Source organism: Nitrospirota bacterium, assembly GCA_035516965.1.
Classification (GTDB): Bacteria; Nitrospirota; UBA9217; order UBA9217; family UBA9217; genus MHEA01.
Genome location: DATIZR010000055.1, coordinates 1 through 23,093 on the forward strand (window position 1 = coordinate 1; position 23,093 = coordinate 23,093).

Genomic DNA, 23,093 nt, shown 5'->3' on the forward strand with positions numbered 1-23,093 from the left:
AACGATTTATATGATCGGAAAAGCTTCCGTAGCATGAAAAAATCCTCTTTGCTGTCGTAAGCTTTGCAACAACCCCTGCCGGGATCCATTGAAGGAACAATATTTGCAGATTATCAATATGAGACGCATTGTCTCGCAGCAGAGCCAGACTCTATTTTGAAATGCTTAAGATCGCATAAAACGATGAGGCTTGCTGTAATGATGATTCTTATGATTCTTTAGTACTTTAGTAGAGGATAAGCGCCAGGCGGAGGGATACTTATGTGCGGCATCGTCGGTTATGTAGGAAAAGAAGGCTCACTCCAGATGCTCGTGGACGGACTGAAGAGGCTCGAGTACCGCGGATATGACTCGGCGGGCGTAGCATTCCAGAACGGCCACGGCCTCGAAGTTTACAAGACCAAGGGAAGGCTGCGGGACCTGCAAAAAATACTGCCCATACCCACTCCGTTGATCTCCATCGGTCTCGGCCATACCCGGTGGGCCACCCATGGTGCGCCCTCGTCGATCAATGCTCACCCTCACCGCGCTGACGATATCGCCGTGGTCCACAATGGCATCATCGAGAACTACCGGGACCTGCGCAGCCAGCTCGAAGCCGAGGGTCATCGTTTCCTTTCGCAGACCGATACGGAAGTCGTTCCCCAGCTCATTGCACGGTACCGGAAGCAGGGCCATCCGGTCCGTGACGCCATACGCCATGCCGTGGCGCAGTTGCAGGGGACCTATGCGCTCGGCATCATGAGCGAAAGCAGCCCTGACACGCTCTATGCGGTGCGAAAAGGAAGCCCCCTTGTCATCGGGATCGGCGCATCGATGTACTACTTTGCATCGGACATTCCCGCGGCCCTCCCCTACACGCGCAAGTTCATCTTTCTTGAGGATGGATGCATCTGCACTCTCACGAAGGATGGCATCGACCTCCGTCATATCGAAACAGACGCCATGATCCCCTACCAGGACCATGTGGTCGAGATCGACTGGTCGCCGGCCATGGCCGAGAAGGCCGGGCATGATCACTTCATGCATAAAGAGATCTTCGAACAGCCCCATGCCATCAGGCAGACAATCGGGGACCGCATCAGCGACCCGCTGAACTTTGTGGCGGACCTCGGAATCCCCTTGGGCGGGCTCGCCAACGTCCGCATGCTGCACATCGTCTCGTGCGGTACATCGTACCATGCCGCCCTGGTCGGCAAGTATCTGATCGAGCGGCTCGCGAAAGTACCGGTGAGCGTCGAAATCGCTTCGGAGTACCGCTACCGGGAACCCATCATTGACAGGGACACGCTCTTTATCGCCATAACGCAGTCCGGAGAGACGGCTGACACGCTCGCCGCGCAGCGCGAGGCAAAGCGCAGGGGAGCGAGGACGCTCACCATCTGCAACGTGGTCGGGAGCACCTCCACAAGGGAAGCGGACGCGGTCCTGTACACGCGGAGCGGTCCCGAGATCGGCGTTGCAGCCACCAAAACGTTCACTTCCCAGCTCGCGGCCCTCTTCCTGCTCGCGATCGGGATGGGCTACGGACGGAACTGTCTGACCGGGGATGCTGTTGAGGAGTTGAAGGCGCACCTCGCCGGGGTCCCTGCCCTCCTCGACAGGGTACTGGCCCGGGACCGGGAGATCAAGGCCATCGCGGGAACCCTCCTCCAGGCAAGGGACCTCCTCTTTCTCGCACGGGGGATCAATTATCCCCTCGCGCTCGAGGGAGCGCTGAAGCTGAAGGAGATATCCTACATCCCCGCCGAGGGCTATCCGGCAGGAGAGATGAAGCACGGTCCGATCGCGCTGATCGATGAGAACCTGCCGGTCGTGGTCCTGGCGCCGTCGAACGACCTCCTGGACAAGATCCTTTCGAATATTGAGGAAGTGAAAGCGCGCGGCGGACGGGTCATCGCGGTAACCGATTCTGCGGAAGCGCTCAAGGGCAAGGCCGACGATATCATCGAGGTGCCGTCTGCGCATCCCCTGTTCATGCCTTTCGTGAACGCCATACCGCTGCAGCTTCTTGCATACCATGCCGGCGTGCTGCGGGGCTGCGACGTCGACCAGCCGAGAAACCTGGCAAAGAGCGTTACCGTGGAATGACGCTCGTTGGGGAAGGGGGTAGCATGGACGGTATGTGGATCAAACAATGCCCCCGCTGTAAGAACTACATGAAAAAGAACAACCCCGAGGATTGCGGTATGTGCTGCGCCTGCGGATGGGAGGAGTACGTCACCACATTTTACTGCGAGGTGGCTCATAAATACTGCGAATTCCCCTATTCCGAGGCGACGAGGACCATGTACCTACAGGAAGAGAGACATCTTTCGTGATCCCGGGGAAGGGTCTCCCCGGAGGAGCGCCCAGCCCGCTATTCTGCACGGCCGGAAGGCGATGCTGTAATCTCGGGTCCCGGGACGCCGGGATGCGTACGGGTCACAACCGGCAAGGTCTTCCGATCCTTGCCGAGGACGGTTCAGCAGCCTGTCTTTGCCCGCGAAAACAAATACCCCTGGAGACGAGTATGAGAAGGCGAAGAGCAATTATCATCCACGACAATCAAACGACCCTCAGCATGATGATGTACTACTTCGCCATCCGGGGCGGATATGAGGTCCTGACCTACCAGAAACCGGACATCTGTCCTCTATGGGATGACCACGTGAATTGCTCGAAGAGCCATCCCTGCGCCGATATCCTTATCGCAGACTTCCGGTCCGCAACCATGGAGGGCGTCGCGCTGTTCAGACAGCAGTCGCGGAAGGGATGCAGTATCCCCATGAATCACAAGGCCCTGATCTCCGGCAACGCGGAGGATGGGAGGGCAAAGGAGATCAGCACCATGGGGTGCGCCTTTTTCGATCAGCCCGTGGATTTTGTCAAAATGTCATCCTGGCTGCAGGTCCGCGAGCTCAACATGGATCTTTCCCAGCCGCTGGTCATCCGCCGGAGGGAATATCGACAGGCCATCCGCGAAAAGGTGGCCTGCCTCATTGCCTCGACCGAGAAGCACTTCATCGGGACAGCGGTCAACAGCAGCCCGTCGGGCCTCTGCCTGCAGAGCACGGTCCCGCTCAGACAGGAGCAGGCCGTGCATGTCTCCCCCGCCAACTCCGCTTCCGCCCGGCCGGCACTGGTGCGGTGGACGACGAAGGTCGAAGCCGGAGCCTACCTGACAGGGCTGCAATTCATGCATGCCTGACCGGAGCCTGCGCTGACCGGTTCCCGGCAACACCTCGATAATCAAGCTCAACGGAGTAATAAGATGCTGCCTCAAGGAGGCCGCGGTGTATGTCATTCCCCTGCCGACCCTGCAATTGCAGAAATGGGGCAGGATTTGACTTTCCCCGTCGCGCGGGTTGTCCGGAACCCTTCTTCCGGAACGATTCCCGACGATCGTCATTTGAGGAATGATGAATGTTCATACCTCCTCTCTCGAGCAGGTATGATACAATGAATAGCATGAGCATAACCCTCTAACTGCTTCGGAGGGAGTACTATGGCCAAGAGGGTCGAAAAGAAAGCAGCCTCCAAAACGCATGATCACCGCACCGCCTTCGGGGTGAGACGGTTGTCTGATTCTCCGGAGCAGCACAGGCGCGCCGTGGGGGCGAGGGTGTCAGAGCGCCATTACCGGAGGCTTTTCGACAGTACCAAGGAAGGCATCCTGGTCCTCGATGCTGACTCCGGAAGGATCCGCGACCTCAACCCCTTCCTTATCGATTTACTGGGCTGCACCCGGAAAGAGCTTATCGGCAAGAACCTCAGGGACATCGGCGCTTTTCAGAGCCGTGATATGGCCGAACGCGTTTTTGCGCAGTTGCGGACAGCCGGACAGTGCCGCTTCGACAACGGGCTTATCGAAACAAAAGACGGGCGCCGGATATCCCTGGAGATCGCAAGCAGTATATACCAGGTGAACAGGGCCCGCTTCATCCAGTGCCATATCCGCGACATCACCGAGCGCAAGCAGTATGAGGAGGCGCTCCGGCAGCAGGCGCTCTATGATCCCCTGACGGACCTTCCGAACCGCCTGCTGTTCACCGAGCGGCTCATCGTGGAGATGGCGGACGCAAAACGAAATCATAAGAAACTGGCCGTGCTGTATGTGGACCTCGACCGATTCAAGACCGTCAACGATACGATGGGCCACGAAATCGGCGACAGGTTGCTCAGGGACGTGGCCCGCAGGCTCAGGACCTGCATTCGGGAAAGCGATACGGCCGCTCGCATCGGCGGCGACGAGTTCAATATCCTGCTCCCGGACATCAGCAGTCCGCAGGACACCACGATCAGCGCCGGGAAGATCATCTCGAAATTCAACGAACCCTACCTGATAAACGACTACGAACTGCACGTCACGGGCAGCATCGGGATCAGCTTGTATCCCAACGACGGCGACACGATCGATGACCTGACCAGAAGCGCCGACAGGGCCATGTTCCAGGCAAAAGAGAGCGGCCGGAATACATACCGCTTTTACAGTCCGGCACTGGACATCAGGTCTCATGAGCGGAGGGAACTGGAATACGACCTCCGCCATGCCATCGGAGCCGGCGAGCTCGTGGCGTACTATCAACCCCAGGTGGACATGCGGAACCGCAGGGTCATCGGCGTCGAGGCGCTGGTGCGATGGATGCATCCGGCGCTGGGTATGCTTGCGCCGCCACAGTTCCTCGCCTTGGCCGAAGACGGTGGCCTTATTCAATCCATCGACCTGTGGATGCTCAGGACCGCCTGTGCGCAGAACAAGGAGTGGCAGCGGGACGGATGCCGGCCCGTTGCGGTGTCAGTGAACGTATCGGCCCGGCAGTTCCGGAGCCCCGACTTTGATGACCTTGTGCTGGGCGTTCTGCGTGACACCGATCTTGACCCGCATTTTCTGATCCTGGATCTCCCGGAAACGGTGGCCATGCAGAACGTCGAATCCGCCCTGCTGAGGGTCAAAAGACTGGCCGAGCACGGCGTCGGCTTCTCGATCGATGATTTCGGAACGGGATACACCTCGATCAACTGGCTCAAGAAGCTTCCCATTCAGAAGATCAAGATCGACGAATCGCTCATCAGGAATCAGGATGCTGCGGCCGCAGACAACGAGGCCGTCATCAATGCGATGATCTGCCTGGCGCACAACCTGAAGCTGGGAGTGATTGCGGAGGGCGTGGAGGAAGAGAGACAGGTCGATCTGCTCTGTTCCTGCGGATGCGATGAGATGCAGGGATACATTTTCAGCAGGGCGTTGCCCGAAGAAGAACTGCGGCCCCTGCTCTCATAAGCGAGGGTTCTCGCTGCAGACGTGCCGGGCCTGAAAGAAACCCGCGAAGCTTGACGGCACTTTTCCCGGCGCGTTTCATGGGCAGGGAACCGGCGCCTGACCGGAGACTTTTCCTAAGGTACTGCGTAGAGGCCACCGCCATGGTGAAGATCAAGCGCGTCTATGACCCGCCGTCGCATACCGATGGTAGGCGATTACTCGTTGACCGGCTCTGGCCGAGAGGGCTGAAAAAAGAAGGAAGCCGCATCGATGAATGGATCAGGGATGTGGCTCCCAGCACCGAGCTCAGGTCGTGGTTCAGTCATGACCCCGGGAAGTGGATTGAGTTCAAAAAACGGTTTTTCAAGGAGCTGGACCGGAACAAGGACCTGGTCGACCGGATCGCGAGCACCGCTCGGAAAGGCACAATAACGCTGCTCTATGGTTCAAAGGAGGAGCGCTATAATAACGCGGTGGCCCTGAAGGAATATGTCGAAGCCAGGATGAGAGGCTCGGAGAAGAAGGACGCCGCGTGAACCGTGGATTGCAATTTGAGACTCAGCCTCTGAAGACAAAGACACGTTCGTATTACCGGTTTTTGTATAGGCCCGTCATCCCGGCATGACCGGAATATTTCCTTCGGTACTCTTCGTAGAAATCACCCGCCGCAGCTCAATGCCGCTTCTCCTATTGCCCTCCCGGGGACGCTCTGGCTCTTTTTGGCCGCGCCATGCGGCTCACCAGAAACAGACAAAGAGAAAGCCCATAACTCGCATGAGTTATGGGCTCATAAAATGGTCGGGGCGAGCCGATTTGAACGGCCGACCACTCGCACCCCAAGCGAGTACGCTACCAGGCTGCGCCACGCCCCGATGTAAAACAATGCAATACAACCAGAAAGGAAATATTACTTATGAACGAGCTATGCTTCAATCAATAATGAACAGTCTTACTTGAGTATCTCCAGTATCTCCCTCAGTTCCTTCTTTGCCGTCTCCAGAACCGCGCCGATATTTTCCTGCCCGCCCCTGTTGTTCAATCTTCTTCTGGCTCCGGCTATGGTGAATCCATCCTTATAAAGCATCTGTTTGATCTGAAGGATCGTATCGACATCCTTCTGTTTGTAAAGACGCTGTTTTGAGCCGCCCTTGTCAGGCTTTATTTGAGGAAATTCGGTTTCCCAGTAGCGAAGAACGTAGGGTTCCAGCCCTGTAATTCGGCTTACCTCACCGATCCGGTAAAAGAGCTTACTCGGTTTGTGCTGGAGATTCAATGACATGCTCTTTAAAGATCATGCTTGGCCTGAAGCTCACGACCTTCCTCGGGGTAATCTCGATCTCCTGGCCGGTTTTTGGGTTGCGTCCCTTGCGGGAGTTCTTCTTGCGCACCACAAAGTTCCCGAACCCGGAAAGTTTGACCGTTTCCCCCTGTTTTAGCGTATCTTTTACCAAATCCAGAATCATCTCAACAAGCTCTTCCGCATCCTGCTTGGGAAGGCCGACCTTATCAAAAACCTCTGAGATGATATCTGCTTTCGTCATAAACGCCTCCTCTACGGTGCATACTGGTGCTTACTATAGAGCACAGGGACTTGAAAGTCAAGGCAAAACTTCTCGTATACGACTGAAATTACGAGGATATATGCGGTAGCTGTCGGACTATTTCCGTGTATTTGACAACAAGACCGATTACGGTTACCATTACGCAAGATTTTGTTACGCAGCACGCTATAACCAGCAGCAGAAAAATGAGCAGACTGATCAAAACAACTATCATCCTTTTCTGGCTCATCATGCTCGGACTGCTTATCGAGCGGACCTATCTGCGCCCGTCGACCGTCATCGCGCTGGATGTCATCACCGAGGAAGGCGTCCGGACGGGAGACGACTGGTCCGGCATCTACCAGCAGGGCCGCAAGATCGGCTTTGCTCATACCCGGGTGACCAGTGAGGCGGACACGTACCACATTACCGAGGAATCGCAGCTCGATCTCCTGGTCCTCGGTTCGGTTCAGCGGGTCAGCACTGTCATTAACAGCTACACCACGAAGAACTTCCTGCTCAAGTACTTCGACTTCTCGATGAAATCGGACACCGGTACGATCACGGTCAAAGGAGCCGTGGTCGGTAAAAAACTGCTCCTGGACATCCTGACCGGAGGAACGACACGGACCGAACGCATCCGCCTGAAGGATCAGCCCTACCTCGCGCCGAACATCAAGCCTGCCCTGGTCCTCCTCGGCCTCGAACCCGGCAGGAACTACCGCTTCCCGGTCTTCAATCCCGCGACCATGAATATGGACGAGGCCGCGATCAGTGTCGAAGCCCGGGAGCGGATCAAGGTCGGGGATGCAGAGCAGACCGTGTACAAGCTCAAGGAAAGTTTCCAGGGTCTGGAGGCCTATTCGTGGATGACCGAAGAGGGGGAAACTCTCAAGGAGGAGAGCCCGCTGGGATATGTCCTCCTCCGGGAAAGCATGGTGGAGGCGAAGAAGCTCGACAAAAAAGGGCCGGCAGTTGACATCATTTCGCTCGTCATGATACCGTCGAAGCCCATCGAGCATTCCCCGCAGACGCGCTCACTGAAAGCAAGACTAACGGACGCGCCCCTGCGAGGCTTTACGCTCGATGGCGACCGGCAGCGATTGGAGGGGAGCATCATTGATATCCGTGTCCCTTCGACAATCGAGGGGTATGACCTGCCGTACCGGGGAAACGATCTCGCCGACGCCCTTCGGCCGACCGCCCTTATCCAGAGCGATGATGCGAGGATCAGGGACCAGGCAGTGAAGATCCTGGAAGGCGAGAGGAACGCCCGGGAAGCAGCCAGAAAATTGAACGAATGGGTCTACAACGCGGTACGAAAAAAGCCGGTGATCAGCATTCCGAGCGCGCTCGATGTGTTGAATTCGCTCGTCGGCGACTGCAACGAACACGCCACGCTCTATGCCGCCCTCGCGAGGTCTGCCGGCATCCCGACGCGGCTCGCCTCCGGGATCGTGTATCTGCGCGACGGGTTCTATTACCATGCCTGGGCCGAGGTATGGCTCGGACAATGGGTTGCCGTGGACCCGACGTTCAACCAGTTCCCTGCCGACGCTACCCATATCCGGTTCGTGACCGGCGATCTCGACCGGCAGCCGGATATTCTTAAGCTGGTGGGAAAACTGAAGGTGGAGGTTCTGGAATATCAATAAAACATCTGTACGACGGATGAACATCCCCTGCTGTTGCCCCCCCGCTCTTGCGATAACGCGGGGACAGGCGGGCGCGGATATGCCTCACACCCAGCTATTATAACCGAAGCCCTGCTTTCATCAGAGAAGCGAAAACCTCGACGGGCCTAGCGGCATCGCCCGGTGTGAACAAAGCTCGCGAGGTTTCTGTCATCGTATATGCGGTCATTCGCCTAAAATAAAAAAACCATGATCAAACTCATCAACCTAACCAAACAGTACGGAACGCTTACCGCCGTTAACGGCATAGACCTCGAAGTGCCCGAAGGCCAGGTGTTCGGCTTCCTGGGCCCGAACGGCGCCGGCAAGACCACAACCATCAAGATGATCGCCGGCCTGCTCCAGCCCACAGGCGGCAGCGCCCTCGTCGGCGGCTACGATGTCCAGCGGCAGCCCCTCAAGGCAAAGTTCATAACCGGCTTCATCCCGGACAGGCCTTTTCTCTACGAGAAGCTGACGGCTACGGAGTTCCTGTACTTCGTATCTACGCTGTATGATATGAAAGACCCCAAACCCCGGATCGCCGAGTTGCTCGATCTGTTCGGCTTGAACGAATGGGCCGATGAACTCGTTGAGAATTTCTCCCACGGCATGAAGCAGCGGCTCGTGATGGCCTCCGCCCTGCTCCATCGTCCGAAAGTACTGGTCGTGGACGAACCCATGGTCGGCCTGGATCCGCGCGGTGCCCGCCTCGTCAAGGACATCTTCAAGGACCTTGCGGCCACCGGCGTGACCGTGTTCATGTCCACGCACACCCTCGAGATCGTGGAGCAGATGTGCACGCGGGTCGCCATCATCAACAGGGGCGGGATCATCGCGCAGGGCAGCGTCGAGGACCTGGCCCGGATGGCAAGCATGCCCGACAGCCATCTGGAGCCGGTCTTCCTTCGATTGACCGGCGGAGACGAGCAGATCCAGCGTTAGGCCCGGAAGAGAGCATATGTTCCTCCTGACACCACGATATCATGGCATCAAGAATCGCTTCAGCCGCCTGGCGCCCGGCGACGGCCTGAAGAGCGTCATCCTCGCGCTGCTCGGACTGGCGTTCTGGGCCTTCCTGTTCGGCGTTTCGTTCAAGGTCCTCTCCTATTTCCGGACGATCGAAGGTCTCGGAGACCTGCTTGCGATCCGGCTGCTCTCCATGGTCCTGATCGCCTTCTTCTCGATCCTGGTCTTCAGCAACGTCGTCACCTCCCTTTCGACCTTCTACCTCTCGGGCGAGCTCGATATCCTGCTCTCCTCACCCGTCCCGATCGGGACCGTCTATCGGGCGAAGTTCGTCGAAACCATTGCCGACTCGTCGTGGATGACGCTCATTTACGGACTTCCCGTGTTCATCGCCTACGGCGCGGTCTTCAAGGCCTCCGCGGCCTACTATGCAGGGCTCGTCCTTGCACTCGTGCCTTTTCTGATGATCCCGGCCGCGATCGGCATCGGCATCACCATGCTGCTCGTGAGCGCGTTCCCCGCGCGCAGGGCAAAGGATGTCCTGGTCCTGCTCGGACTGCTCTTCTTCGTGGCCGTCTACATCCTGTTCCGGATGCTGAGGCCGGAGAAGCTCGTTGACCCCGACGCCTTCCCCACGCTCGTGCAGTACCTCACCGCCATGCGGGGGCCCGTTTCTCCGCTGCTGCCGAACGAGTGGGCCGAGGAAGTCCTGGCTCCCCTGCTCCGCTCTGCGAAAGGGGACGTTCTGTTCTACCTGCTCATGCTCTGGAGCACGGCCGGCGCCGGCGTCGTCATCGGGGAATGGGTCTGCAACAGGGTCTACTACGCGAGCTGGTCCCGGTCCCAGGAGGGCAGGAGGGCCGCCCTGTCCCGGTCGCGCGCAGCCGACCGTTTTTTTTCGCTGATATCCCTGCCCTTTCCCGGAAAGATGCGGTCTATCGTGCTCAAGGACGCGAAGCTCTTTTTCCGGGACACTTCGCAATGGTCGCAGCTCTTTCTGCTCGTCGCGCTCATGGTCGTCTACATCTACAGCTTCAAGCTGCTGCCCTTCGAGCGCGCCCAGATGCCGAGTTTCTATCTTCAGAACCTGATCTCGTTCCTCAACCTCGGGATGGTCGGGTTCGTGACCACGGCGATCGCGGTCCGCTTCGTGTTCCCCGCCGTGAGCCTCGAAGGAGCGGCCTTCTGGATCATCCGGTCCGCCCCCCTCTCTATCACCGATTTCCTCTGGGCAAAGTTCTGGAGCAGCCTGATCCCCCTGCTCCTGCTGTCGGAGATACTGATCATCCTCTCAAACTCGCTGCTCAAGGTCACGCCCTTCATGATGGGCATCGGCGTCGTCACGGTCTTCCTGATGACATTCGGCATCACGTCCCTTGGCGTGGGGCTCGGTGCCGCTTTTCCCCGGTTCAGGTATGAGAATGCAGCACAGATCCCGACGGGCTTCGGCGGCATCGTCTACATGCTGGCGGCTATGCTGTTCATAGGGTCCGTTGTCGTGCTCGAGGCATGGCCCGTGTACCGCATCTTTGCGGCCCAAAGCTTCAGGGGCCACATACCTCCTTCGGGGTGGGTTCTCATAGGATCTTCTTTCCTCCTCGTCCTGGCGGTCAATGTTCTGGCGCTTCTTTTACCCATGAAAATAGGGCTTAAACGCCTTATGGAGCGGGAAATATAGCACCATCCCTACCACAATATATTGTATAGAGATATAAAATAAGCACTTTACCTTGTATTTTTCCCTTTACAAAACCTGCCTCATGTGCTATAAACCTGCGTAGTCGGCAAACGCTCCTCTCCCCGCCTTTGTTCGCGTAATCTATAGAGTGATGTCTCTTTTCCAAGGGAGGCTTATGCAGCTCAAGACCCTCGAAATGATCGGCTTCAAATCCTTTGGCGATAAAACCACCGTCGTCTTCCAGCCTGGCGTGACCGCGATCGTCGGTCCCAATGGGTGCGGCAAAAGCAATGTGTCCGACGCCATCCGGTGGGTCCTCGGCGAGCAGAGCGCAAAACATTTGCGCGGCGACAAGATGGAGGACGTGATCTTTAACGGAAGCGAGAACCGCAAGCCCCTCGGCATGGCCGAGGTGACCCTGAGGCTCTCGAACGTCGGAGGGAAGCTTGCCTCGCAGGAATTCGGGCATTACGAGGAGATCGAGATCACCCGCCGTCTGTACCGGTCCGGCGAGAGCGAGTACCTCATCAACAGGATACCCTGCCGCCTCAAGGACATCCGCGACCTGATGATGGACGCAGGCGTCGGAGCCCGCATCCACGCGATCATCGAACAGGACAAGGTTGACCAGATCCTGTCCTCGAAGCCGCAGGACCGGCGGTTCCTCTTCGAAGAGGTCGCCGGTGTCATGAAGTACAAGGCCCGCCGGCAGGAGGCCCTTTCCAAGCTGGAATCGACCCAGCAGAATCAGCTCCGTGTGAATGACATCATTACGGAGGTCAGGCGCCAGGTCAACTCCCTCGACCGGCAGGCCAAGAAGGCCGAGCGGTACCAGCGGCTGCGCTTGGAGATGAAGGACCTCGAATTCCGCCTGGCGTCCGTGGAGTACTCGGGCCTGGGGAGCGAGTGGACCGCCTCCTCGGAGGAGTTCAAACAGCTCGAGGACCAGGTGACCGGGCTGCACGCGTCGCTCGGCCGGGTCGAGTCGACCATTGAGGAGACGAGGGCCGACGCCACGTCGGCCGAGCACGAGCTGTCGTCCCTCCAGCGGCGGATCCACGAAGTTGAAAGCGCGCTCAGCCGTGCCGAACATCGCGTCGAGATGTCCCGGAGCCAGATCGCCTCGCTCACGGAACAGCGGGGCCGGGATGTGGCAGACCTCGACTATCTGAAGCAGGAAACATCGCGCATCGCGGAGCAGAAGACCCTCCTCGACCAGGAGAACAAAACCCTCGAGGGAGCCCTCAGTGAAAAGAACGCCCTCCTGGGCGACCGGAATGACCACCTGGAAAACCTCTCGCGGGGGCTCGGAGAGAAGGAGCGCTCCCTCGACGAGGCCCGGGCCGGGATCATGAACGCCCTGGCATCCGCCGCCGCAGAAAAGTCCGCGATCGCGAACCTGCAGTCGCGCATCGGGCAGCTCGACGAACAGGACGGCAAAGGCATCAGCGAAAAGCAGGAAATCGAGAGGAAGCTCCTCGAACTCACGGCACTCCTGTCTGACAAGGAGCGCGAACGGGAAGATATTGCCGCGCAGAGGAACGCCGCCCAGGAAGAGCGCAGCAATGTTGCCGCCAGGCTGGAAAAGGCTTCGGCGAAGAAGAAAAAGCTCGAGGCCGACCTCAACGAGACCAGGAATCGGGAAGCCGCGCAGGGGTCCCGGCTGCGTTCGCTCGTCGAACTGGAGCAGAGCCTCGAGGGCTATCAAAAGGGCGTCAGGACCGTGATGTCCGCGCGGAAAGAGGCCTCCGAACAGGAGCGCCTCGGAACGATCCACGGGCTGGTCGCCGATATGATCGCTACGGAGCCCCGGTACGAAGTGGCCATTGAAGCCGTGCTCGGCGACCGCCTGCAGTCCGTCGTGGTGGGCTCCCAGTCCGACTCGCTCAAGGCCATCGATTACCTGAAAACCCGGAGCGGCGGACGAAGCACGTTCATTCCCCGGACCCCTCGTCCGGTAAAATCCGAACCCTTCATCAAGAACGGCCACGCGGGCGTCATCGGGTCTGCGCTCAGCGTGGTGAAATGCAGCGAGGAATACGGCAGCGTCGCGGAATACCTGCTCGGGGACGTGGTCCTCGTGGACACCATGGACACGGCCCTGTACCTCTGGAACAAGGATGGTTTCGACAAGACCGTCGTGACCCTTTCCGGGGAGATTGTGGACCCCTGGGGAGCTGTCACGGGAGGGACCGTCGAGGCAAGCGGCACCGGCATGCTGACCAAGCGGCGCGAGATCAAGGCGCTCGAACAGGAAGTGGCGGCGCTGACGAAGTCCGCGGCTGCGCTCGCAGAGGAGCTTGCCACCCTGGAGTCGTCGATCGCGTCGGACACGGGCATCGAGGCCGGGCTTTCGCAGCAGGTTCATCGCATGGAGATCGACCTCGTCAACCGGGAGAAGGACAACGCGACCGTCCGTGAGGAGATCGCCCGGTCCAGGGCGCGCATCGGGGCCCTGGAGACCGAGGCGTCGGGCAGGACAGCCCTCCGGCAGGAACTGAACGCGGGCATCGAACAGACTTCGGAGCAGCTCAGGGTGCTCGAAGCGGGCCATGCGAACGCCCAGGCGGGCATCGAAGCGCTCCAGGCAGAGCTGACGGTCAGGAAAGAAGAACTGGAGACGGCGCGCGCTGCCATCACCGAGCTCAGGATGGAAATGACGGCGCTGCAGGAAAAACAGTCATCCGCCGTCCGGAGCATGGCAGCCCTGGTGCAGACCGGAGGCGAGCTCGCGGAACGGCGCCTGAAACGCGAGGCGGAGATCACCGAGATCGCGTCGAAGCTCGCCGAGCTGGAAGCGGCGATCGTGCACGCCGAGGCCGAGATCAAAGGTCACATCGAGGTCCTGGAGGCGGAGCGGCGGGTCCTCGTGTCAAGGCAGGAGGTCCACGCCGAAACGATGAAAGTGCTCCATGCCGCCGAGGAACAGGCGCGGCAGGTGCATCACGACATCGAGGCCGCGCAGAAGAAGCTCTCGGCAATAGAAGTAAAACGGACCGAGCTCCGGCTGAAGATCGAGCATCTGAAGGACCATATCTGGACCACGTACCACGCCGAGCTTGAAACCGTGGTCCAGGACCTGGGCCGGTTCGAGGTCAACCTGGAGGAGTCCCGGCTCACGCTCGACGAGCTGCGCCAGAAGATCGACCAGATGGGCCCCATCAACGTCGACGCACTCCAGGAGTACAACGAGCTGAAGGAGCGGTATGATCTGCTGACCACCCAGCAGAACGACATCAACGAGTCCATCAGCAATCTCAGGGCCACCATTGCGAAGCTCGACGGGGAAACGAAGGAGCTCTTCAGCGAGGCCTTCAACGCGATCCAGGTGAAGTTCCGTGAGGTCTTCTCCCTGCTGTTCGAGGGCGGCAAGGCGGAGCTCGTGCTGCTCGACGAGGCAAACATCCTGGAATCGGGCATCGAGATCATCGCGCAGCCCCGGGGGAAGAAATTCCAGAGCATCGCCCTGCTCTCGGGCGGCGAGCGTGCCCTCACGGCGATCGCCCTGCTCTTCGCGGCCTTCCTGGTGAAGCCCAGCCCCTTCTGCATGCTCGATGAGGTGGACGCCCCGCTCGATGAGGCGAACGTCACGCGGTTCACCCGCCTCATCCGGAAGATGAGCGAGCATTCCCAGTTCATCACGATCACCCACAACAAGCGGACCATGGAAACGGCCGATGCGCTGTACGGCATCACCATGGAGGAGCCCGGGTGCTCCCGCGTTGTGTCGGTGCGTCTCCGGGAAGAGGCGGCGCTGGTCTAACCGTCGTTCAGGGCGCCCGCACTGGGCGCCCCTTCCCCTGCCTCCTCAGCCTTCCGGGCGATCTTTGCAATTCACCTGTCCCCGGTTCTGTGCTATCCTGCCTGACAGGGCCCTCGCGCCCCGCTGTATGATAAATACCTCACCGATCCTCCCGGCGCTGACCGTAGCTCTTGTTCTGCTGCTCGCTTTTCCCCTGACCGCACGGACCCAAACGGCCGAGGGCGGCCCGGCGCAGGATCAGCCGTTGCTCCCGGAAAACTTCCAGCGCATCAAGTTCGAATTCGAACCCGATGCCTATTACACGGACGTGGAACTGATCCTCGCGCTGACGAAAGAACCCATCCCCTACATCGGCGAAAGGACCGAGTCGGAGATCTATGGGACCCTCCTCTCCCGCGCGGCCGTCCTGCCGCGGTTCATCGTGCTCGAAGGAAGCGTCAACCCCATGCCCTATCTGGGCGTGTATGTGAAGAAACACGATCCGGGACTGTACGAGGACGCCCAGATCTCAGGCAGCTTCAACTGGATCCAGGCCCTGACCGCCGGGTTCGAAGAGCCCTGGGCAGTCTCGCTCCTTGCGGGGAACGTGGTCGCCTTCGACATTTCGGGCAGCGGGGACATCAAGGGAAACGGCTACAGCGGCTACCTGTTCAGCGCGGGCAATTATCATATCAAGAACAACACGATGATCCGTGACCGCTGGCGGGAGATCGAATGGAAGATGAAGGGGGACCGGAAATCACCGGTCAAGAAACTGAGCTGAAGTTTTCGCATCGGGACCAAGCTCCATGGCAACCCTGACGTCACCGACATCCTGTACCTCTCCGTCAGGAGGAGCAGGCTGGATTACAGGCCTCAAGGATCCTCGCTGCTGTACAACAGCGGGTTTGAATACACAATAGACCTGGAAAGGAAGACCTTTGCGCCCATAAGGCATTATTCTTACGTGGACAAGAAATGGCCGATCGAGAACAGACAGATCGCCTTGTCGCTTGCCGCGGGCTTTGTGTGGGAGTCGGCGAAAACATACACGGGGGCGCTTGCGACGGGAGAGGGAACGGGTTTTCAATTCCTGTTGAGGCCGAACATCGAGTTCTGATCGCGGGGCAGAGAGATTCGAAAAGATCGGGCTTTCTGCTCCATGCACTTCACGGGTGCGGGAGCGGGCGGCCTCATCCTTACCGGTGTCTTTTAACTTCTCCGGCGAGTGTCCACATCAGGACAATTGTCTCGGTGCAGGAACGAAAACATTGACGACGTCCGTCGTACGTTCCCGGGAGACGGGGGGCATCATTGCTCACCAGGGTCATAGAGCTTCTTCACGCAGTCGGGGCAGATCCCGTGCGTGAATTCAGCCTCCGAATGCTCCCGGATGTAGGACTCGATCTGCTGCCAGGAGCCCTTGTCGTCGCGGATCTTTTTGCAGGACGAGCAGATAGGCAGGATCCCGTGCAGCGTGCTGATCGTGGCAAGGGCGTTCTGAAGCTTCGCGATGAGATCCTCTTTTTCTGAATCCACTTTATGCTTGTACAGCGCGACCTCGATGGCGATGTGCAATTCCCGGTCATTGCACGGCTTGATGACATAGCCATAAGGCTCGGTGATCTTTGCCTCCTGAAATATTTTTTCTTCGGAAAACGCCGTGAGATAAATCACCGGGATGCTGAAGCGCTTTCGTATCACCTCGGCTGTCTTGATCCCGTCCAGGACCCCGTTCAGCATGATATCCATGAGCACAATATCGGGATTCTGCGCGGCGACCCGAGCGATGGCGGCCTCTCCCGAAGAAACCGCATCAATGACTTCATAGCCGAAGTGCGTGATCCTGTTCTTCAGGTCCGTCGCAACCAGGACCTCATCCTCTACAATCAAGATCCGCGGAGCAGTCATCGTTCAATTCTCTCCCGTTTTTTCCGCCGCCGGTACGCCCCATGCGTCCGGACCGTTGCCCGGATGATTCCGAATGCTCTACTTCTTCTTTTCCCCTTCAACGGACTGTATGATCTGTTCGCGCGTTACTTCCTCTGTTGACACGGATGCCACCTCATAATCCAGGCCGGGCAAACCGGCGCTCTCAAGCCTTTCACGGACACTCATTTCCTTCCCCGCGGAACAGAGGAGCGCCCGTATCTGATCGCCCTGTCGGACGACGGTGACCCGGTCTGGTGCTGAAGGATGTTCCGATGCATCTTCCAGCCGGTTCATTTCACCCTGCAGGCCCCGATCGAGGCTGGTTCTTATCGTCAACCCGCCGCGGTACACATTCTGGTCCCCGAACAACCGGAGCAGGATCTGTTCCAGAACCGCGTCGGAGCATTGCCTGGCGCGCGTTGCTTCGAGAGCAGTGAAGGTGAACCTGCCGGCAGCCTGCTGCCTGAGGACCGGCTGCGTCTGCAACGCGGCTTGATATACGTCGTCGGTAATGATCCTTGCCTGGGCCATGTTGAACAGCACCTGATCCCGCCTTTTTCTTGCATTGTCCGGGCGTTTGAAGGGGTTATAATAGCGCGGACTGGGAAGCATGCCGGCGAGCAGCGCAGCTTCAGCGGGGGACAGCTCCGAAGCGTGTTTGTCGAGATAGTAGCGGCTCGCGGCCTCGATGCCGTACAGGTTGTCCCCCCACTCCACCTCGTTCAGGTAGATCTGGAGGATCTGTCGCTTCGTCAGCACTTCCTCGGCCCTGCGGGCCAGGATGTATTCCTGGAGCTTCCGGGTCAGCGTCTTCTCCCGCGTAAGCAGGACGTTCTTGATCATCTGCTGCGTGATCGTGCTCCCGCCCCGCGCGAACCGCCGCCTCTGTACGTCGAGGACCAGCGCGTCCCAGGCGGCCTTGTAGTTGACGCCCTTATGCTCGAAGAAGGTGTCGTCCTCCGCGATCACGACGGCCTGGATCACGATATCCGGCAGCGAGGCGATGGGCACCCAGATCCGGTACCTCCCGTCATAGAACTCAGTCAGGAGCCGTCCTTCACGGTCCAGCACCTCGGAGGCCGCTGCGGGTCGGTAGTGTTTCAGCTTGGATACGTCGGGCAGATGGGAAAGGGCCAGGAGGGCCCAGCAGGCAAGGACCACGGCGCAGAGCGCTATGATGCCGAGCCCTGCGAAAAAGATCTTTTTCATCGCGGAAGGCTACTTCTTCTCCTCGCTTTTGGATTCGCGGCGGTCGCGTTTCTCCCCTCTACAGAGGGGATCTTCATCCGCGGCTCAGCCCCACCCGATGGTGCGATTGAACCAGATGACCGCGACAAGCAGCGCGATCAGGATGACAGCCGTGACGATCGTATCAGACATGGTAACCCTCCGCTTCGGTTCTGCTGAACGGTTGGCGTGCTAATTCGCGGCCGCAAGGTCACGGAGCGCCTGTATCGTGACCGGATCATCCCAGTTCCTCGGGCCGATCACCTTGTATTTCACCATGCCGCTGCGGTCGAGAACGTAGGTTTCCGGGAACTTGAAGGTGCCATAACGGTTCGCGGTCTCGTGGCCCGGGTCGAGCAGGACCGGCAGGGTGAGCCTGTTCCGCTCCAGAAAGGACCTGACCGACTCCGCTCCCCCTTCATCGACGCTCACCGGCAGCATGATGAAGTCAGTGCCGGCCATGGTACGGAGCAGCCTGTCCAGCGTCGGGATCTCTTCAACGCAGGGCGGGCACCAGGTGGCCCAGAAGTGGACCATCACAACCTTGCCGCGAAAATCCGCGAGCCCGACCTTCCGGCCGTCCAGGGCAGGAAGCGTGAATTCCGGGGCGCGGTCCCCTTCTGCGACGATCTTCGAAGCCTTCGAACCTCCCTTGGCCAGGACCAGGAAAACAAGCAGCATGCCGACTGCCGCGCCGAGCATTGCCAGGACCACAACTTTTTTCGCAGCCTTACCCATCGTTCCCTCTGCCGGCCGTTGACTCATAGCCCGCTCCTGCCCTGACGGGCAGCCGCCTGCACCCGCTGCCCGATTGCTGACAGACGGGATTATACCTCACTTGGCGAGGACAGGGCAAGGACCTTTTCGAGACGGTCCGCGGAGCGGCCCCCCCTGCCGCGGCGAATCCGCAGCAGAGGCCCTGTTGCTGCACGAAAGCCACTTTTCATTTTGAAAATACAGGGCCATCTGTTATAATACGTGCCGTATGATCCACGAAATAAAGCTCCACGGCAAAGCAAACGAAAAACTCGACTATTACGTGACCATCTCCGGCGCCGACCTGAGCAGCCGATACTGCTACGAGTGCCTTCCGGACGGGGACCGCTTCTTTTCCGGCGGCAACGAATTCATAATCCAGGCCGACGGCGTGCGCTACATGGGGACCGGCGGGAGTCTCTGCGAATACATGTTCGGAGTTGACCTGCCGCTGAAGGACCTCCTGCGCAAGGACGTGTCCAACCGGCTGGTGATGTACGGCGCTTTTTCCGACAGGAACGATAATATCACCTTCACGAACACCACGTCGGGAAAAGAGTCCTTTGACCAGGTCTTTCTCACCGGGAATGCCGTTTCCAACTACTTCTTTTTCATTCACCCCTCGCAGAAGAGCGAGATCAGGGACATGCAGCGCGAGATCCTGCGGGCCATCGGCAAGCAGGTGAAGCGCAGCGAGACCGTCGGCGCGAACGATGACAGCAGGCTCTGCCGCGAGATCTTCGACGCCCTCGGAGACCCGAAGGCGCTCGTGTTTCTCTTCCGTCTCGTGAACCGGCACAACGAGGAGTATTACCGGACCTTCAACCGGCTCTATACGGAGCGCAAATCCATCGGGACGGCCGGGATGAGCGCCCTGGATGAGCTCGCGAAAAAGCATACGATCCTCCCCTACCAGCAGGAGCGAATCAAGATAGACGGGATGTACAAGCTTCCCGAGAACAAGAAGATCGTCGATGAGTACAAGGACATCCTGATCGCCGTCTCGGAAAAGGGCGAGGTGAGCCCGTCGGAGCTGGCCAAGCTTTCCCGCCTCAGGACCCTTAGCCTCAGGCTCAACATTCCCCACACCCTCTTCGATACGCTGGACGAACTCCTCCTGAAGGACATGAACATCGTGGAGCTCGAGGAGCCGGACTACATCCGCGACACACGGGCCATTTTCGAAGGCCTGTTCTTCCGGACCGACCGCATCCGGGGACAGGTTTCGTCGGAGGACCTGATCAAGCTTCTGAAGGCCAAGGAGCGGTCCACGATGAACCGCGATCCGGCATTCGAGAGCCTCCTGCTCGACACGGTCCGGGCCTGCGACGAGCACGCGCGCGACACCAACGACATGTCGGTCATGGAGGCCATGAGCCATATCCTGACCTATTTCGACCGGTACGACAGCGCCGCGACCACCGTCAACAACCTTGCCTTCATGGAGAACTCCGCACTGAGCGAGGACAACATCCGGAGCCTGTCAGGGAACAAGGAGATCTTCGACGAGATCGATGCCGATTTGTTCCGCAAACTCTTCATCGAGAACCTTCTGGCAAACCGCTACCTCACCCGGTACGGGCGGAAAAAGGTCGAGATCCTCGGGCGGGGGCTGCTGGAGATCAAGGCCGGCAATGCGACGTACCGGGAGGTCGCCTCCAGCCTGTCGCAGATCAACGAGGTGGACAAGCTGTACACGTCCATCCACCGCTACATCAAGGACCGCTTCAAGAGCATCTACGCCGAGCTCAACTCGAAGGACGACCAGGAGATCTTCATCCAGGACCTGAACCGCGAGCTCCAGGCCAAGGGCATCGTTCAGACGCCGGTCCCGCACAGCGTGTTCGAGGAGATCATCCTCGACATACGGAAGGAATCCTTCTACCTGAACAACCTGCTCCCGCACATCATCGTTTCCCGCGACAACCGCGTGCGCGAGGACTTCCTGCTGAACAGCGGACTCGACCGGTTCTATGTTGAGGAGCTCGAAAAGGACTATTTCGACCTGAACAAGATCGAGCAAAATATCCTCGAGGAGCTCAGAAGATAGAATGTTCAGGATCCGCATACTGGACCGCTACATCCTCGCCGAGATCGTCACGCCCTTTCTTCTGAGCATGGCGGCGCTCACCCTCGTGCTGTTCCTGCAGAAGATGTTCCGGCTCGCCGAACTCGTGATCGCCAAGGGCGTCACCGTCGGTTCCATTGTCGCCCTCATCGGTTATATTCTGCCCGGTTTTTTTGTCCTCACCATTCCCATGTCGCTCCTCGTGGCCACGCTCACGGCGTTCTCCCGCCTCGGCTCCGACTCGGAGATCACGGCCATGAAGGCATCCCGGATCAGCCTCTACAACATGATCCGTCCGGCCCTGTTCTTCGCGACGGCGGCATTCATCCTTACGGCCTGGCTGGCGCTGGTCGTCGCGCCCGAGGCCAACCACGCCCTCAAGATCCACCTTTTCAATATCATCAAGTCCCGCGCGCTGGTCGGCGTCGAGCCCGGCGTGTTCAGCAGCACCTTCGACGGCAAGGTCATCTACGTGGACAAGATGGAATCCGTCGACAACATGGAAGGCATATTCATCTCGGACGAACGTTCGGCAAAGGAACCCTACGCGATCGCCGCACGCCGCGGCAGGCTCATTGCCGATCCCGCATCCCTGAAGGTTACCCTGGCCATGACGAACGGCTCCGTCTACGTCCTTCCCCGCGAGGAGGGGACCTATTCGACCATGGCGTTCGATTCGGGCAGCCTGCACCTCGATATCAGCAACGTCCTGCTGCTGAACGGACCGGGGAATCGCGAATTCGACGAGATCGGGAGTCTCGAGCTGTACCGGGACCTGCGGCGGACCCGCGCAGCGGGCAAACCTGCTGTGGACATCGAGAGCGAACTTCACAAGAGGCTCTCGCTCCCCTTTGCCTGCGTGCTTTTCGGGCTCATCGGCGCGCCCCTCGGCATCCGGCGGTCCCGGTCCGGCAAGTCGGCCGGCATCGTCGTTGCCCTGCTCGTTTTCCTGGTCTATTACATCCTGCTCGCGAGCGGCACAAACCTTGCCAACACCGGAAGGCTCTCGCCTGCCGTTGCCTACTGGATGCCGAACGCCCTGATGACCATTGCGGGTGGACTGCTGGTCTTCAAGAAGGGCCGGGAACTGGACTTCGGTATTCTGGGCGGCATGGCAAACGCATATCACCGCCTCAAGGAGCAGAGGAAGAAGCTTGCCTGACGGTTCACAATGAGACTGCTCAGCCGCCACATATTCGGAGAATTCGCCCGGATCTTCCTTGCGATCCTGACCGGGATCCTGGTTCTTTCCGTCTGCATGGACTTCCTGCAGAAAGCGGACAACTTTATCAACAACAAGGCGACCCTCGGCCAGGTTATCTCCTACTTTTTCTACAGCATTCCCGCCATGGCATCGTCCGCCCTTCCGATCGCAGCGCTCGTTGCCGCCCTCCTGTCGCTGGGCAACCTGTCCCGGCATAATGAGGTCATCGCCATGCGCGCCAGCGGCGTGAGCCTGTTCTCGATCATAGCGCCGGTGGTCGCCGGCGGCGTCCTGATCTCGGCCTTCGGCTTCCTCAACAACGAGTTCGTCATGCCGCGCTATACGGCCCGGGCGAACTTCATCAAGAGCGTGGAGATCGAAAAGAAGCAGCAGCGCGTCGTGTTCCAGCAGCGGAAACTCTGGCTCCGGGGGCCCGACAACAGTATCGCGAACATCGACCTGATAACGCCCGAACACACCGAGATGATCGGGCTCAACATCTACAAGATGAGCCCGGACTACTCGGTCCGGGAGCGGATCACCGCGGCAAGCCTGCTATGGCAGAACGGTGCCTGGCGGTTCCAGAACAGCCATAAATATATTTTTTCCGATGACGGGGCATCCGAGCAGAGCGCCGACGGGGAGATCTACAACATCGTGGACAGCCCCCAGGACCTGGGCATGATCGTGAAAAGCTCGGAGGAAATGAACTTTGCAGAGCTGTGGGAGTACGTGAAGCGGCTCAAGACGAGCGGCTACAAGGCGGCCCGGTATGAAGTGGACCTCCACAACAAGCTTGCCTTCCCGCTTTCAAGCATGCTCATGGTCCTGATCGCGACGCCGCTTTCCCTCCAGAAGGTCAGGAGCGGCGGGTTCGGCAGGGGGGTCGCCTTCGCCATCCTGATCGCCTTTCTTTACTGGGGCCTGTCGAGCGTTGGAACGGCGCTCGGCCGTTCGGGCGCTCTGCCGCCCTTCGAGTCGGCATGGCTGGCGAACTTCCTCTTTGCGTCGGCTTCCCTGTTTGTTCTGTTCCGGATGCAGAAAACGAACTGAAAGGCAGC

19 protein-coding genes and 1 tRNA gene are annotated in these 23,093 nt (G+C 59.1%); 14 read left to right on the forward strand and 6 right to left on the reverse strand.

Features of this window, described 5'->3' with window-relative positions:
• Nucleotides 1-261: 261 nt before the first annotated feature.
• The 5 genes from glmS to VL197_08300 all read left to right on the forward strand — a co-directional run bounded on the left by glmS (nucleotide 262) and on the right by VL197_08300 (nucleotide 5,778).
• Nucleotides 262-2,091 carry a glutamine--fructose-6-phosphate transaminase (isomerizing) gene (gene glmS, locus VL197_08280; GenBank protein HUJ17977.1) on the forward strand — a complete coding sequence of 610 codons (1,830 nt, stop codon included), beginning with the start codon at nucleotides 262-264 and terminating at the stop codon, nucleotides 2,089-2,091.
• A 68-nt stretch (nucleotides 2,092-2,159) separates the two neighbouring features.
• On the forward strand, nucleotides 2,160-2,321 hold the full coding sequence (locus VL197_08285) for a hypothetical protein (protein ID HUJ17978.1): 162 nt from the start codon (nucleotides 2,160-2,162) through the stop codon (nucleotides 2,319-2,321).
• Between the two features lie 191 nt (nucleotides 2,322-2,512).
• The gene (locus tag VL197_08290) at nucleotides 2,513-3,190 is read left to right on the forward strand and encodes a PilZ domain-containing protein (protein HUJ17979.1); all 678 of its coding nucleotides are present in this window, start codon (nucleotides 2,513-2,515) and stop codon (nucleotides 3,188-3,190) included.
• 297 nt (nucleotides 3,191-3,487) lie between these two features.
• Entirely contained in the window at nucleotides 3,488-5,263 is a 1,776-nt protein-coding gene (locus VL197_08295; GenBank protein HUJ17980.1) for an EAL domain-containing protein, read from the forward strand.
• 140 nt (nucleotides 5,264-5,403) lie between these two features.
• On the forward strand, nucleotides 5,404-5,778 hold the full coding sequence (locus tag VL197_08300) for a DUF488 family protein (GenBank protein ID HUJ17981.1): 375 nt from the start codon (nucleotides 5,404-5,406) through the stop codon (nucleotides 5,776-5,778).
• Nucleotides 5,779-6,037: 259 nt separating this feature from the next.
• Here VL197_08300 and VL197_08305 read toward each other — a convergent pair.
• From VL197_08305 to VL197_08315, 3 genes are all read right to left on the reverse strand, one after another.
• A tRNA-Pro gene (locus tag VL197_08305) sits at nucleotides 6,038-6,114 on the reverse strand.
• Nucleotides 6,115-6,191: 77 nt separating this feature from the next.
• Nucleotides 6,192-6,521, reverse strand: a complete 330-nt coding sequence (locus VL197_08310; protein ID HUJ17982.1) for a MerR family transcriptional regulator — start codon at nucleotides 6,519-6,521, stop codon at nucleotides 6,192-6,194.
• Complete coding sequence (locus VL197_08315) at nucleotides 6,490-6,783, reverse strand: integration host factor subunit alpha (GenBank protein ID HUJ17983.1); 294 nt, start codon at nucleotides 6,781-6,783, stop codon at nucleotides 6,490-6,492. Before VL197_08315 ends, VL197_08310 begins: the two co-directional genes overlap by 32 nt.
• 206 nt (nucleotides 6,784-6,989) lie before the next feature.
• Here VL197_08315 and VL197_08320 point away from each other — a divergent pair, with 206 nt between their 5' ends.
• The 6 genes from VL197_08320 to VL197_08345 all read left to right on the forward strand — a co-directional run bounded on the left by VL197_08320 (nucleotide 6,990) and on the right by VL197_08345 (nucleotide 15,965).
• Entirely contained in the window at nucleotides 6,990-8,438 is a 1,449-nt protein-coding gene (locus VL197_08320; protein ID HUJ17984.1) for a transglutaminase-like domain-containing protein, read from the forward strand.
• Nucleotides 8,439-8,666: 228 nt separating this feature from the next.
• The gene (locus VL197_08325) at nucleotides 8,667-9,401 is read left to right on the forward strand and encodes an ABC transporter ATP-binding protein (protein ID HUJ17985.1); all 735 of its coding nucleotides are present in this window, start codon (nucleotides 8,667-8,669) and stop codon (nucleotides 9,399-9,401) included.
• Nucleotides 9,402-9,417: 16 nt separating this feature from the next.
• Nucleotides 9,418-11,103, forward strand: coding sequence for a hypothetical protein (locus tag VL197_08330; protein HUJ17986.1), 1,686 nt, complete (start codon nucleotides 9,418-9,420; stop codon nucleotides 11,101-11,103).
• Between the two features lie 175 nt (nucleotides 11,104-11,278).
• The gene (gene smc, locus VL197_08335) at nucleotides 11,279-14,866 is read left to right on the forward strand and encodes a chromosome segregation protein SMC (protein ID HUJ17987.1); all 3,588 of its coding nucleotides are present in this window, start codon (nucleotides 11,279-11,281) and stop codon (nucleotides 14,864-14,866) included.
• A gap of 127 nt (nucleotides 14,867-14,993) precedes the next feature.
• Nucleotides 14,994-15,629, forward strand: coding sequence for a hypothetical protein (locus VL197_08340; protein ID HUJ17988.1), 636 nt, complete (start codon nucleotides 14,994-14,996; stop codon nucleotides 15,627-15,629).
• Nucleotides 15,630-15,812: 183 nt separating this feature from the next.
• On the forward strand, nucleotides 15,813-15,965 hold the full coding sequence (locus VL197_08345) for a hypothetical protein (protein HUJ17989.1): 153 nt from the start codon (nucleotides 15,813-15,815) through the stop codon (nucleotides 15,963-15,965).
• A gap of 191 nt (nucleotides 15,966-16,156) precedes the next feature.
• Here the strand turns inward: VL197_08345 and VL197_08350 are convergent, their stop codons facing one another.
• The 3 genes from VL197_08350 to VL197_08360 all read right to left on the reverse strand — a co-directional run bounded on the left by VL197_08350 (nucleotide 16,157) and on the right by VL197_08360 (nucleotide 18,769).
• Entirely contained in the window at nucleotides 16,157-16,756 is a 600-nt protein-coding gene (locus tag VL197_08350; GenBank protein ID HUJ17990.1) for a response regulator, read from the reverse strand.
• 78 nt (nucleotides 16,757-16,834) lie between these two features.
• Nucleotides 16,835-17,986 carry a transglycosylase domain-containing protein gene (locus VL197_08355; protein ID HUJ17991.1) on the reverse strand — a complete coding sequence of 384 codons (1,152 nt, stop codon included), beginning with the start codon at nucleotides 17,984-17,986 and terminating at the stop codon, nucleotides 16,835-16,837.
• A gap of 210 nt (nucleotides 17,987-18,196) precedes the next feature.
• Entirely contained in the window at nucleotides 18,197-18,769 is a 573-nt protein-coding gene (locus VL197_08360; protein HUJ17992.1) for a TlpA disulfide reductase family protein, read from the reverse strand.
• A 220-nt stretch (nucleotides 18,770-18,989) separates the two neighbouring features.
• Between VL197_08360 and VL197_08365 the strand changes: the two genes are divergently transcribed.
• From VL197_08365 to lptG, 3 genes are read left to right on the forward strand one after another with little or no spacing between them, the layout of a single operon-like run.
• Nucleotides 18,990-20,810, forward strand: coding sequence for a TIGR04442 family protein (locus VL197_08365; protein ID HUJ17993.1), 1,821 nt, complete (start codon nucleotides 18,990-18,992; stop codon nucleotides 20,808-20,810).
• A 1-nt stretch (nucleotide 20,811) separates the two neighbouring features.
• Nucleotides 20,812-21,990 carry an LPS export ABC transporter permease LptF gene (lptF, locus tag VL197_08370; GenBank protein HUJ17994.1) on the forward strand — a complete coding sequence of 393 codons (1,179 nt, stop codon included), beginning with the start codon at nucleotides 20,812-20,814 and terminating at the stop codon, nucleotides 21,988-21,990.
• A gap of 9 nt (nucleotides 21,991-21,999) precedes the next feature.
• Nucleotides 22,000-23,085, forward strand: a complete 1,086-nt coding sequence (gene lptG / locus VL197_08375; protein ID HUJ17995.1) for an LPS export ABC transporter permease LptG — start codon at nucleotides 22,000-22,002, stop codon at nucleotides 23,083-23,085.
• Nucleotides 23,086-23,093 lie beyond the last annotated feature (8 nt).

What these genes read in the sequence shown, in the direction of transcription:
- glmS (HUJ17977.1), top strand. Translation starts at nt 262, where the DNA reads ATGTGCGGCATCGTCGGTTATGTAGGAAAAGAAGGCTCACTCCAGATG.
- VL197_08285 (HUJ17978.1), top strand. Translation starts at nt 2,160, where the DNA reads ATGAAAAAGAACAACCCCGAGGATTGCGGTATGTGCTGCGCCTGCGGA.
- VL197_08290 (HUJ17979.1), top strand. Translation starts at nt 2,513, where the DNA reads ATGAGAAGGCGAAGAGCAATTATCATCCACGACAATCAAACGACCCTC.
- VL197_08295 (HUJ17980.1), top strand. Translation starts at nt 3,488, where the DNA reads ATGGCCAAGAGGGTCGAAAAGAAAGCAGCCTCCAAAACGCATGATCAC.
- VL197_08300 (HUJ17981.1), top strand. Translation starts at nt 5,404, where the DNA reads ATGGTGAAGATCAAGCGCGTCTATGACCCGCCGTCGCATACCGATGGT.
- VL197_08310 (HUJ17982.1), bottom strand. Translation starts at nt 6,521, where the DNA reads ATGTCATTGAATCTCCAGCACAAACCGAGTAAGCTCTTTTACCGGATC.
- VL197_08315 (HUJ17983.1), bottom strand. Translation starts at nt 6,783, where the DNA reads ATGACGAAAGCAGATATCATCTCAGAGGTTTTTGATAAGGTCGGCCTT.
- VL197_08320 (HUJ17984.1), top strand. Translation starts at nt 6,990, where the DNA reads ATGAGCAGACTGATCAAAACAACTATCATCCTTTTCTGGCTCATCATG.
- VL197_08325 (HUJ17985.1), top strand. Translation starts at nt 8,667, where the DNA reads ATGATCAAACTCATCAACCTAACCAAACAGTACGGAACGCTTACCGCC.
- VL197_08330 (HUJ17986.1), top strand. Translation starts at nt 9,418, where the DNA reads ATGTTCCTCCTGACACCACGATATCATGGCATCAAGAATCGCTTCAGC.
- smc (HUJ17987.1), top strand. Translation starts at nt 11,279, where the DNA reads ATGCAGCTCAAGACCCTCGAAATGATCGGCTTCAAATCCTTTGGCGAT.
- VL197_08340 (HUJ17988.1), top strand. Translation starts at nt 14,994, where the DNA reads ATGATAAATACCTCACCGATCCTCCCGGCGCTGACCGTAGCTCTTGTT.
- VL197_08350 (HUJ17990.1), bottom strand. Translation starts at nt 16,756, where the DNA reads ATGACTGCTCCGCGGATCTTGATTGTAGAGGATGAGGTCCTGGTTGCG.
- VL197_08355 (HUJ17991.1), bottom strand. Translation starts at nt 17,986, where the DNA reads ATGAAAAAGATCTTTTTCGCAGGGCTCGGCATCATAGCGCTCTGCGCC.
- VL197_08360 (HUJ17992.1), bottom strand. Translation starts at nt 18,769, where the DNA reads ATGAGTCAACGGCCGGCAGAGGGAACGATGGGTAAGGCTGCGAAAAAA.
- VL197_08365 (HUJ17993.1), top strand. Translation starts at nt 18,990, where the DNA reads ATGATCCACGAAATAAAGCTCCACGGCAAAGCAAACGAAAAACTCGAC.
- lptF (HUJ17994.1), top strand. Translation starts at nt 20,812, where the DNA reads ATGTTCAGGATCCGCATACTGGACCGCTACATCCTCGCCGAGATCGTC.
- lptG (HUJ17995.1), top strand. Translation starts at nt 22,000, where the DNA reads ATGAGACTGCTCAGCCGCCACATATTCGGAGAATTCGCCCGGATCTTC.